Source organism: Bacillus sp. SIMBA_031, from assembly GCF_046535225.1.
GTDB lineage: Bacteria > Bacillota > Bacilli > Bacillales > Bacillaceae > Bacillus > Bacillus velezensis.
Genome location: NZ_JAWRXC010000001.1, coordinates 1424022 through 1437748, shown reverse-complemented (window position 1 = coordinate 1437748; position 13727 = coordinate 1424022). Strand labels below are relative to the sequence as shown.

Here is a 13727-nt window from a genome sequence, read left to right as displayed (position 1 = left end):
GCGGCGGTCATCGCCCTCGTCCGCGGCATACAGGAGGAGCACGGAACACTCGACGGGATCATTCACGGCGCAGGCGTGATCGCTGACAACTACATTCTGAACCAGACAGAAAACGAACGGAAGGCCGTCATGGCGCCGAAAGTGAAAGGGCTTATCAATCTTGATGAAGCAGCGAAAGATGTGCGGCTGGACTTTTTCATTCTGTTTTCTTCCTTGGCGGGAGGCATGGGAAATCCGGGGCAGGCCGGTTATGCGGCAGCCAACGCATTTATGGATGTTTATGCAGCCCGCCGGAACCGTCTCGTGCGGGACAACGAGCGGAGCGGGCAGACCCTGTCTGTCAACTGGCCGCTTTGGGAAGAAGGAGGTATGCGCGTGGACAAAGAGACCGAACGGCTGATGTATGAACAGACCGGGATGAAAGCCATGCGATCGACCTCAGGCATCCAAGCGCTGTACGCCGTTTTTGCCTCCGGAGAACATCAGGTCATGGTGGCAGAGGGCGACGAAAAACGGATTCGCAGCCATATTTTCGATCTGGGCGAAGAACAAAGCGCCGCCGGCCAAGCTCCGGCAGAGACAGATGCAAGAGATCTGAAAGATCGGGTTCAAGAGAAACTAAAGCGGCATGTATCAGATCTTTTAAAGGTAAGCATGAAAGATATTGAGGCTGACAGCGAACTGACGGAATACGGATTTGATTCGATCATTTTCACTGAATTTACAAATCTATTAAATCGGTCTTATCAGCTTGAGCTCAGCCCGACTATCTTCTTTGAATTTCCGACATTGCGCAAACTGAGCGGCCATTTGATATCTGAATGGAAAGAAGCATTCAGCGGCTTAGAAAGAGAGAGTGTAAAAACCGCTCCAAAAGCCGGAATAAGAAAAGCTGAAGCTCCGGCGGCCGTTCATGTCAAGCGGGAAACGCCCGTATCCGTAAAAGGAAAATCAGAAGAAAAAACCGAACCGATAGCCATTATCGGAATCAGCGGTATTTTTCCGCAAGCGAAAGACATAGATGAATTCTGGACACGTTTATCAAAAGGGGAGCATTGCATTACAGAAATTCCCCGAGATCGCTGGGATTGGCGCGAATATTACGGCGATCCGGCAGCGGATGTAAATAAAACGTCAATTAAATGGGGCGGTTTCATAGATGGAATCGCCGGGTTTGACCCGCTGTTTTTCGGGATATCTCCGAAAGAAGCTGAAATGATGGATCCTCAGCAGCGTCTATTAATGATGTATGTGTGGAAAGCCATTGAAGACGCGGGGTACTCAGCAAAACGGATTGCCGGAACAAAAACCGGCATTTTCACCGGCACACTGGGAAGCGGATATCAAACTTTAATCAATAAGGCGGGTCTTCCTGTCGAGGGGTATACGATGACCGGAATCGTGCCGTCCGTCGGGCCGAACCGGATGAGTTATTTTCTTGATATCCACGGGCCGAGCGAGCCGGTAGAAACCGCTTGTTCAAGCTCTTTAGTCGCCATTCACCGCGCGGTAAAAGCCATTGAAACGGGAGATTGTGATATGGCGGTCGCAGGGGGCGTCAACACGATCGTCACGCCTGAAGGGCATATCGGTTTTCAAAAAGCAGGCATGCTCAGTGAAGACGGGCGCTGCAAAACATTTTCCGATCAGGCTGACGGTTATGTCAGAGGAGAGGGTGCCGGCATGATTGTCTTGAAAAAGCTTTCAGAGGCAGAGCATGACAGGGATCACATCTACGGCCTCATCCGCGGAACAGCGGAAAATCACGGCGGACGCTCAGCGTCACTTACCGCGCCGAATCCGCAGGCTCAGACGGATGTGCTGAAAAGCGCTTATCAAAAAGCCGGTATTCACCCGTCAACCATCACTTATATAGAAGCGCACGGAACCGGAACGGCACTCGGAGATCCGATTGAGATCAATGCATTGAAAAAAGCTTTCCAAACAGACGGGGCTCCGGGCGGATATTGCGGGATAGGCTCAGTGAAGACAAATATCGGACATTTGGAGCTCGCAGCAGGTATTGCGGGCGTTATCAAAGTATTGATGCAGCTGAAACATCGGACGCTCGCCAAAAGTCTGCATTGCGAGAACATCAATCCCCATATCAAATTGAAGGACAGCCCGTTTTACATTGTGACAGAAACAAAGGAGTGGGAAGCGCTGCGTGATGAAAACGGCCGGGTCCTGCCCCGCCGGGCGGGTGTAAGCTCATTCGGTTTCGGAGGTGTCAATGCGCATATCGTTATTGAAGAATACATGGGCAAAAGTGAGACGGAACAGCAGGAAACCCCTGAGAAAGCGTCATCTCTTTTTGTTTTGTCGGCTAAAAATGAAGAGCGGCTGAAAGAAAGAGCGCGTCTCCTTCGCGATTTTATCCAAAACGGATCATCCCGCTATATCGATCTTGCAGATGCCGCATACACACTGCAGACCGGACGGGATGCGATGGAAGCGAGGCTGGGAATCATTGCAGGCTCCGCAGAGGAACTGACTGAAAAACTGAACGCGTTTCTGTTGGGAAAAAACAGCGAAGATATCATCAGCGGCCGTAAAAAACGCGAGAATAACACGATTTCCATGTTCTCAGACGATAAAGACGCTGCTGACCTCGTCAGCGCCTGGCTTGAGAAAAAGAAATACAGGAAAGTGCTGCGGCTCTGGGCAAACGGATTTGACACGGATTGGGAGCAGCTGTATACGGACAGTAAGCCGCGCCGCATCAGCCTGCCCTCCTATCCATTCAGAGCCGACCGCTATTGGGTGCCGAAACGGGAGCAGCTGCCGCTTTCGAATCAAAAAACAGTAGTATTGCAAAAAACATGGGAACCGTGCGAGGCAGTGTCTTCATCCGAGCCGTTCAACAGCAAAATAGCGCTCATCGTCTCCGAGGATACAAAAGACCTTGCCGCCGAGGTGAAAAAACAGCTGAATGATGCTGACATTGTGCAGGAAAATCAGCTCATCTCTTCTTTACAGGGGCCGAATGCGGCCATCTATTCGGGGTTTATTGACTTCACCGGCTGCGGCTCACGACAAAAGCGGCAGGACATCAGCTGGGTGGCATCGCTGCAGCAGCTGATTGAATACGGCCGCGGACAAGAAAACATAAAAATGCTTTATCTTACAAAAGGGCTTGAATCCTTCAAAAATAAGGCGGCCGCTATGCATGGTATTGAAAAAGCGGGGCTTTATCGCATGCTGCGGCATGAATACAGCCATATTCTCACCTGTCACGCCGATATTGATCCTGAAGAGCCGCTGGAGCAGACAGCCGCTTTTATTAAACAAGAAATTGAATCAGACTTAACAGAATCTGCTGTTTGCTGCAGGGACGGCATGCGCTTCAGCTATGTTCTTCGGCAGACTGATCAGATTGAACCAGAAGCCGTGCAAACAGACCGGACTGCGTTTCCAAAAGACGCCGTCCTGATGATAACCGGAGGAACGCGCGGACTCGGCGCTTTATGCGCCAAGCATTTCGTTTCCGCATACGGTGTGAAGAAACTGCTTTTGACAGGCAGAAAGGAGCTGCCGCCGAAAACCGAGTGGGATCTTGAGCAAACAGACCCTGTCGTTTCGAAAAAAATACAGCTTATCCGGCAGCTGGAATCACAAGGCGTAAAAGTGTGCGTCTCAGCAGTTGATCTGACGGATAAGCAGGCAGTCGGACGGCTTATAAAAGAGGTAACCTCAACGCTCGGACCTGTCGGAGGCATTCTGCATTGCGCGGGAATTGCGGACCGTGAAAACCCTGCTTTTCTCCGCAAATCCAAAGACAGTATTGCGCGGGTGCTCGCCCCGAAAGCAGACGGCCTTCACAGTCTGTATGAGAGTGTAAAGGATGATGCGCCGGCATTTTTCGTCCTGTTTTCATCTGTCTCGGCAGCCGTCCCGATTCTTGCGGCGGGACAGAGCGATTATGCGATGGCTAATTCTTATATGGACTATTTTGCAGAAAACAATGAGAGCGGCATCATCAGCATACAATGGCCGGCATGGGATGAGACGGGCATGAGCAGGGATATAAAAAGCGGGATTTATGAGCAAACGGGATTGCTGCGGCACTCTGACGCGGAAGGTCTCAAGATGCTTGATTACATTTTAAGAGAAAGACCCGGAGCTGTCGTGCTGCCGTCACAAGTGAAACATGATTGGGACATCAAAGCGCTGGAAAATGCCAAGCCAGCCGCCCATAAAGAAATGAGAACAGCTTCCAAACCTCCTGAAACAAAAAAACGGGACCATAACCGGATTGATATTCAATCTTGGCTGAGGTCGCTTTTGGCAAAAGAGCTGAGTATCGATGAAACACATATGGATATCGATGTGCCTTTTCAGGAATACGGAATGGATTCTATCTTTCTGGCGCAAGTGCTGACAAAGATCGATCAAAAACTGCCGTCCGTTTCAATTGATCCGACTGTCCTTCTGGAACACCCTACCATAGAACAGCTCGCGGATTATTTAGCCGCACATTGTCCGGAAGCTTTTTCGGCAGATGCAGCGGTTCCCGCAGAGAAGTTCCCTTTGCAGAAGATGCCGAAACGGAGCAAAAAAACGGCAGATAAGCCCGGGAAACGGGGAAAGGTTGCGATCATCGGCATGGCCTGTCATTTTCCGAAAGCAGGGGATATAAAAGAATTTTGGAAGAATCTCCGCAGCGGAACGGATGCCGTCACTGAAGTTCCGCCGGACAGATGGGACACCGGGGAACACTATCAGCCGGGTGAATATCAAGAAGGAAAAAGCATCAGTAAATGGGGCGGTTTTATTCACGATATTGATCAATTTGACCCGGAGTATTTTAATATTTCAGAAACGCTGGCACCGATGATAGACCCGCTGCAAAGGCAGTGGCTCGAAGTGAGCGCGGAAGCTTTGGCCGATGCCGGTTATCAAAAAGAGGATCTCTGGGGCCGCCGTATCGGCGTTTTTGCCGGTGCAAGGGCAGGTGCGTTTCATCAGAAATTTCAATATTTGCAAAAAGACGCGATTATTGGCGCGGGGCAAAATTTTATTACCGCACATATGGCGCACATTTATAACTTTACAGGGCCCAACCTGGTCGTAGATACGGCCTGCTCCAGTTCGCTAACGGCAATTCATTTGGCCGTGCAGGCTATTCAAAATGGAGAAGCGGAAGCGGCCTTTGCGGGCGGGGTTGACATTTTGCTTGATGAAAAACCTTTTCTCACAATGAGCGCGGCGAGAATCTTATCGCCAAATGGCCGTTCAAAATCTTTCGATGCCGATGCGGACGGAACAGGAATCGGAGAGGGCTGCGGAGTGCTGATGCTGAAGCCGCTCGAAAAAGCGATAGAAGACGAAGATAAAATATACGGCGTTATTGACGGTTCTGCGATAAATAATGACGGCAGCACAATGGGCGTGACGACGCCGAATCCCCGGGCGCAGCAGGACTTGATTGAGCAGGCGGTTCAATCAGCGGAAATCGAGCCGGACACCATGACATACGTAGAGACGCACGGAACCGGTACATTGATCGGCGACCCGATTGAATTAAAGGGATTAACCAATGTCTTGTCTGCTTATTCCGATGAAAAACAATTTTGCGGTGTAGGAAGCGTCAAAAGCAATATCGGCCACTTGCTGAGTGCGGCGGGCGCGGCGGGAATCATCAAAGTTTTGCTGGCGATTGCCAATGAAGAACTGCCGCCGACTTTGCATTGCCATAAACCGAACCCCCGCTTTCAATTTAATGATTCGCCGCTTTATCCTGTGCTTGAGCTGAAGCGGTGGAACGGAAAAAAAGAGATACTCAGGGCCGGGGTCAGCGCGTTCGGTTTGGGCGGGAATAACGCCCATATCATTGTCAGCAACGAAGGAATTCCGAAAGAGCGAAAAGCGGCCATGGATCCGAAAGGCGGCCAGACAGTATACCGAAAACAACGGTATTGGCCTGAAAAAGCACAGTTGTCCGAAGCGGAAGAAAATGAGGCGGGCACAGAAGCAATGTTTGAAATAAGCGAGGTGTGATAGATTGGCAGTTGCCACCGATCAAGTCAAAACGTTCCTGCAGAAAATCAGCCATACGAATTATATCGTCCGGGATCATCGCGTTCATCAAATCCGCGTCCTCCCGGGCGTGACTTTAATAGATATGCTGTATCGGCTCGCCGCCGGGTATCTCGGTGAAAGGCCTATAGAATTAAGACAGATTATTTTTAAGCAGCCTGTTGTAACATCTGAAGAGTTTGATAAACACCTGTATGTGACTTTTACGCCGGCGCGTGACAGCTGGAAAGTTGAGATTACTAGCGAAAAAGCAAAAAACGGCACACCGCTTGGCGGAAACCGGGATGAGAATATGGAATGCCAGCTTTATTTGCAAGAAGACACGCCGCGGGCAAAAGAACTGAATATTGAAGCATTCATGAAAAACGCAAGCCGAAAATGGGACATGCATGACATTTACGGAATTGCAAGAAGAAGCCATATTGAGCATGGCGAGTTTATGAAAAATGAAGGGGCCGTTTATCAGCTTCAGGATAAAGAAGAATTAATGGAGCTTACTCTGAGTGATTTGGCTGAAGGATTCCGGGAGAAATTTAAGGCGCATCCGGCTTTTTTAGATGCGTCCACCCTTGCCGGCTCTTCCTTTGCATTGTCGGCCCAAAAGCAAAATGACACACCTTATATTCCTTTTATGATCAATCGTTTTTGCATGTATCAGCCGTTTCCGAAAACGATTTACACTTATTCTGCGAAAAACAGCCGCACTGAAAGCGGCGCATCAGACAGCGAACCTGATGTTTATTCGGCCGACTTCACGATTTACGACAGGGCAGGGAACGTATTGGCCGAATGTGAGAAACTGACAGTAAAAAGGGTCAGACAAGCGAATATGATTACCCATCTGATAGACAAAGAGAAGCCGCCTCAGCAGAACAGAAGCGGCCGTGGAGAGCCCGAAAGTCCTGTGGCCGCAGAAGACGTGTCTGAACAGCAAACGCCGGAACAAAACATGGCGACTTACATAAAGACGGAAATCGCCAGGCTGATCAATCGTCCGGCACAGGATATTGATGTGCGGAAAGGCTTTTATGATATGGGGCTTGACTCGGCGCATTTGCTGAAGCTTGTAAAGATATTAGAGCAGACTTTTCAGCAGCAGTTTTATCCGACACTGCTTTTTGAATATTCATCTGTCCGCCGCCTTGCGGATTACCTTATCAATGAAGCGGGCTGTGTGCTGAAAGATTCGGCCGAAGAACGGCATACATCAGATGCTGACATCGCTGATGAGGTTCTGTTTTTTGAACCCGCCTGGAAAGATCATCCGCTGGAAACGGCGGTGCAGAACGGGCAAAAACACACCCGTCATCTCATTATCGCTGCCGATGCAGGACCCCGTCTCACCGGTGAACTCGGCGCACATTGCCCGGAAGCGGAAGTGATAGAACTGAAAAGGGAGCATGAGGTTGCAGATGAGCAGTTTGGAGCAGATGCCGAGCGCATATTTCGTATGCTCAAACGGGAACTGACAGACCATCCGAAAGAACATACATTGATTCAGCTTGTATGCGCCGTCGAGAATGGAGCGGCATTGTCTTCCGCTCTCGGGGCTATGCTGAAAACGGCACATCTGGAAAATCCGGCTCTTCGCACTCAGGTGATCACCTTCTGTGACAAGAATGAGAGATTGCCAAGTGAGACGGCCGCAATCATTAGAACAGAAGCATACTGCTCTTATGCAGGCTGCACAGACATTCGGTATAAAGACAATATGCGGCAGATCAGATTGTTCGAACGTATTGAGAAACTGGACGGGCAGACACAGTCTCCTTGGAAACAAAACGGCGTATATGTCATTACAGGAGGTCTCGGCGGTCTTGGATTTCTGCTTGCCCGTCACCTTGCAGAAAAAGAAAAGGTGAAGCTCGCACTCATCGGCCGTTCGGCGGAACAGTCTGAGAAGATCAGCAGACTGAAAGCATTGGGCGCAGAAGTTCTTTACGTTCAAGCGGACATCGGCAATAAAACCGAAACAGAGCGGGCATTTGCTCAGATTACAGAAACCTTCGGCCGGCTGACGGGTATTTTTCATTGCGCCGGTGTTTTAAAAGATCAATTTATCATCCAAAAAGACAGTTCTGACTTGAAGCAGGTGTTTCTGCCGAAAATCAGCGGCCTGATTCATACGGACGAAGCTTCACGGCATGAACCGCTTGAATTTTTCGCCGTATTTTCCTCATTCTCGGCGTTGGCCGGAAATGCGGGCCAGACAGATTATGCCGCAGCGAACGCTTTTATGGATGAATATATGAAATATCGCGATTGCAAAGCGGAAAAAGGCGAACGGACCGGGGCTTCTATGACGATCAACTGGCCGCTTTGGGAAGATGGCGGCATGCAGGTTGACAGCTTGATGAAAGAGATCATGAATGATGCAACTGGCACCAGCCCGCTTCCGGCCGGGGAAGGGATGGCTTCACTTGAATATATGCTGCGTCTCGGCAAGCTGCAATCCGTTATTTTATACGGGAAGGAGCCCGCTGTAACTGAAAGCATGGGCCGATTGGGTCCAAAGGGAGACAAGAACGGATCTTCATTATCCAACGCAGCTGTCAAGAGAAGGAGCCGAAAACAAGAGAGACATACAGAAGAGCACGATATTGCGGTAATCGGATTGGCGGGAAGATATCCCCAGGCGGGAAGCATCGATGAATTTTACCAAAATCTGCGCTCAGGTAAAGACTGCATCACAACAATGCCGAAAGACAGATGGAAAGGTTATTCTTTCTCATATGAAGCAGATCAGTTCTACCGTTACGGAGGATTTTTAGATCGCATAGACAGCTTTGACCCGCTGTTTTTCAATCTGACTCCGCGTCAGGCTGAAATGATGGACCCGCAGGCGCGGCTGTTTTTAGAGACGGCTTGGGAAGCTTGTGAAGATGCCGGTTTTTATCAGGACAGAACGGCGCGCGGGCCATCTTCACAAAAGAGAAAACGCGTCGGGGTATTCGCAGGTGTGTTTTGGAGCCATTATGAGCTGTTCGGCGCTGAAATCACACAGCGGGGCACACCGCTGTCTATGGGCGTGACGCCTGCCTCTGTTCCGAATATCGTGTCTCACTGCCTGAACTTTACAGGGCCGTCAATGGCTGTTGATACGATGTGCTCTTCTTCGCTCACATCCATACATTTGGCATGTGAAAGCATTAAAAGGGGGGAGTGCGAATTCGCCATTGCCGGCGGTGTGAATGCGGTCACACATCCGCATAAATATGCGTTTTTGGCGAATGCCGGATTTCTGTCTTCAGAAGGCGTCTGCAAAAGCTTCGCCGACGGCGGTGACGGCTATGTGCCGGGAGAAGGCGTCGGCGCGGTGTTACTGACAACCGTTCAAGAAGCGGAAAGAATGGGCTGTCCGATATATGGCGTCATAAAAGGCTCCGCTTTAAACCATGTCGGAAAAACATCCGGTTTGACCGTGCCTGATCCGGCATCACAGGCGGAAGTCATTACAGATTCCTTTCAGAGTGCCGGTATTGATCCGGAGACTTTGAGCTATATTGAAGCCCACGGAACAGGCACGTCTCTGGGTGATCCGATTGAAATTGAAGGGCTGAGCCGCGCATTCCGCAAATGGACAAACAAGAAGCGGTTTTGCGCCATCGGCTCTGCCAAATCAAATATCGGCCATTTAGAAGGAGCCGCCGGGATCGCCGGATTAACAAAGGTGCTTTTGCAGCTGAAGCATGGAGAAATCTTTCCGTCATTGCACACGGACACGCTGAATCCCCATATTCCGTTTCCGGACACGCCGTTCTATGTGGCGGACCGGCTGGTAGAATGGGAACGGCCGTCACATTCTGACCAGCCGAGAAGAGCGGGTTTAAGTTCTTTTGGCGCCAGCGGGAGCAATGCCCATTTTGTCATAGAAGAATATCTGCCGCTGCAGGCTGAAAAGAAATCGGTGAATATACGGGAAGACGAGCCGGTTCTGTTTCTGCTTTCGGCAAAAAATGAAGAACGCCTATTAGAATATGTCAAACGGTATGACCGCTTTTTACGGGAAAAAGAAGTCAACCTTAAAGACCTGGCCTACACGCTTCAAGCTGGCAGAGAAGCGATGCCTGAACGGCTGGCATTGATCGTTACATCCGTTTGCGGCCTGCAAGCGAAACTGAAGGATGTGCTTGAACGGAAAACAGAAATTGAAGGATGTTTCCGGGGACGTGCTCAAGATGATATATCATCAGCAGGAATGGCCGGGCTGCTGAAAAACAAGCAATATTCCAGATTGCTCACTGAGTGGGCAAAAGGAGCCGCCGTTGACTGGAGCCTGTTATACGAAGGAGAGAAGCCGAAACGGGTCAGCCTTCCTGTATATCCGTTCGCGAAGGAGCGGTATTGGGTGCCTGTGCCCGCGGATATCCGGAAACAGACAGACGAACCGGCGGAAAACCAAAAGATCATTCTTCAAAAAGACTGGAAGCAGCAAGATCCGGCGGAATCTGAAGCATTATCAGGAACAGTAATGATACTTGCAACTGATAAGACGCGCCGATTGGCCGATGCTCTTTTTAAAGGAAACAGCCATATTGAAACGATCTGCTTCATCCATCAGGCAAAAGACGGCGCCGATTATTACGCCGCCGCATCGGGGCGAAACCTTTACGGCAGAGTGCGGGAGTCTCTTCAAAACAAACACATACTCGGGGTCGTCGACATAACCGCATATGACGCGGAATATGAACGGCAGGAAGAGATAGAACACGGAAAGCTTGCCTTTTTACAGCAGGCTCTTGAATCATTCCGTCATAGCGGCGCTGTGTTCAGCCAAGTGACACACCGCCTCCAGCCTTTCAAGGAAAGTAAACCTCTGATGCAAGGGGCGAAAACGGCGGGGCTGTACCGGATGCTGGGCGCTGAGTATGCCAACATTCATTCTTTTACGATAGATAGCGATTGTGAGATTGAGCATACAGAAGAATTAAGCAGACAGATTGAGACTGAATTTTTACAGCCGCGGGCCAAAAGCGTCAGTGAATGCTGCTACAGGCTGAATCGCCGTTATGTGCCGTTTCTGAAGCAGGGTATGAATGTTTCGGCGGCGCCTGAGCTTTCCTATTCGTCTGATGATGTGCTGTTAATAACGGGCGGATCGCGCGGGATCGGCGCAATTGCGGCGGAGCATGCCGTTTCACGCGGGTGCAGGAAACTGGTCATCATGGGGCGGGAGCCGCTTCCCGATTCCTCAAAGTGGGCAGACATGAAAAAGGACGGCATTCTCCCGGAAAAAGCCGAGCGGATGCAGAGATTAGCCGAGCGGGGCGCGGAGATCCGCTATTACAGCGTTTCTCTTACGGATCAAAAGGGGCTCCGGAACATGACGGACAGTATCCGCGGTACGATGGGACCGATTACCGGCATTTTTCATTGCGCGGGTGCAATGGGAGAACACCCCGCTTTTTATAACAAAACCGAAACTGAAATCGAAAGCGTTTGCACGCCGAAAGTAACAGGGCTTCGCGGTCTCTATGAAGCCGTTCAGAATGAGCCGCTGTCGTTTTTTATTTTGTTCTCATCCGTTTCGGGCCTGATCCCTTCGCTTGCTGCGGGGCAAAGTGACTACGCGATGGCTAATTCATTTATGGACTCTTTTGCAAATCATCAAGCAGGTAAAGGAAACGTGTTTGTTAAAGCCGTTCAATGGCCCGTCTGGAAAGAAACCGGCATGGCTGAAGGCCTGCCGGAAACACCTGCTTATCAAAAATCAGGACTTTCCAGGCTGTCTGCCAAAGACGGACTGAAGTTTTTAGATTACATCATTTTAAACGGACAAAGCTGCGGAATTCCTTGTGTTCCAGAAGACAGTGAGACTGATTTTGGTGATCTTCTGAAGGTGAAGAAATCTGAAGCTCCCGTGAAAAAAAGCACTGCCGGTGACCAAAAGGTGAAGGATATGATTCGTCAATGGGTGCGCACAGTCTTCAGTGAAGAACTGAAAATGACGGATGAGCAGATAAAAGATGATATGCCGTTTGATGAATACGGGATTGACTCAATACTCTTTGCGGAATTGGTTCAATCATTGCAAAAACGGATCAGCATAAAGTTAACACCGTCCTTAATGCTTCAATATCAAACGATTACAGAAATGGTTGACTATTTCGCAGCGCATCATGAAGCCGATTTTGTGACAAAAGAAAATGGTTTCGTTCAAGACAGGGACGTCCAGCCTGATTTAACCGCCGCCGCTGAAGAGAGAACATCCATGAAGCCGAAAGCGGATACCGAAGACGATATTGCCGTCGTCGGTATGTCCTGCCGTTTTCCGGGGGCGGGCGGAACGGATGCTTTTTGGGAGCTGCTGATGAAAGGAAACACCGCCATTCGGCCTGTCCCCGCATCGCGCTGGCATGCAACAGCAAATGCAAAAGATTATGCGGGGTGGATTGATGATATCGACATGTTTGATGCGGGCTTTTTCGGCATCTCTGAAAAAGACGCGGCAATTATGGACCCTCAGGCGCGGATCATATTAGAAGAAGCGGTTCATTCCGTTTATGATGCCGGGTACGGCCAAAAGGATTTATCGGGCCGGAAAGTCGGCGTGTACATCGGCGGCAGGGCGCAGCCTTCAGCCGGTATGGAACATATCCTGCAGGCGCCTAACCCGATTTTGGGGGCGGGGCAAAACTATTTGGCGGCCAACATTTCACGATTTTTGAATGTCACAGGGCCGAGCCTTGTCGTGGATACAGCATGTTCCTCAGGGCTGATCGGGCTGTCCTTTGCAAAAGACGCCCTTTTGGCCGGAAGGATTGACGCGGCCTTAGTCGGTTCGGTGAGTCTGCTCTTATCTCCGTCCGCGCACCGGTTATTCGGAGCGCGCCATATTTTAAATGAGAACGGCGTGTTTCATATATTCGACCGTGAATCAGCGGGAGAAGTGCTCGGAGAAGGAGCGGGGGCGGTTTTTATCAAACGATTGAGCGATGCGGTGCGGGACGGAGACCGTATTTACGGCGTCATAAAAGCCGTCTCGGTAAACAATGACGGCCGGACGCTCGGTCCCGGTTCACCGAATATAAGAGCGCAGAGAGAGGCCATTCAAAATGCGCTTGACATGGCGGAAAAGTCGCCCGAAGACATTGGATATATAGAAGTGAACGGAGGCGGTTCCCCAATCGTTGATTCGGTGGAAATCAAGGCGCTCTCAGATGTCTATCAGCTGAACCGGAAAACGCTTCTGCCCTGCCGGATCGGATCGGTGAAACCGAATGTAGGGCATTTGCTTCTGTCTTCAGGTCTTGCGGGCTTCATCCGATGTGTGCTGAGCGTCTATCATAGGCGGATTCCGCCTTTCTTATCAGCGCGTGAGCCATTTGAACATTATGACTTTGAAGCGTCGCGTATTCATTTTAATCGTGAACCCGTTGATTGGCATTCAGAGAAGAAACCCCGCGTCGCAGCTCAGAGTTCATTTCCTGACGGCGGGACAAATGCTCATATCCTCGTTGAGGAATACAGAGGTGAAAGGCAGCGGGAACATCACCGGGCGCCTCAGCCGCCGGAATTCAGAAAAAAACACTACCCGCTTTTGGGCGGCTGGAACAGCACGGAGAATGAAGCGGAAAAAACAAGTAATGAAAAAACAGACATTGCGGATCTTTTAAAGAAATATGAGAAAAAAGCAGAGACAAGCACTGCACCTGCAGACTCGTTTTGGCAGGTGACAATGTGACGTT

General features: G+C 50.2%; 2 protein-coding genes. Both read left to right on the top strand.

Going from position 1 to position 13727, the window contains the following annotated elements; translation table 11 throughout:
* On the top strand, positions 1-6000 hold a 6000-nt coding region (locus SB724_RS06730), incomplete at its 5' end, for a beta-ketoacyl synthase N-terminal-like domain-containing protein (RefSeq protein WP_410570520.1).
* 4 nt (positions 6001-6004) lie between these two features.
* Positions 6005-13723: a type I polyketide synthase gene (locus tag SB724_RS06725; protein ID WP_410570518.1), complete on the top strand. Its 7719-nt coding sequence runs from the start codon at positions 6005-6007 to the stop codon at positions 13721-13723.
* Positions 13724-13727 lie beyond the last annotated feature (4 nt).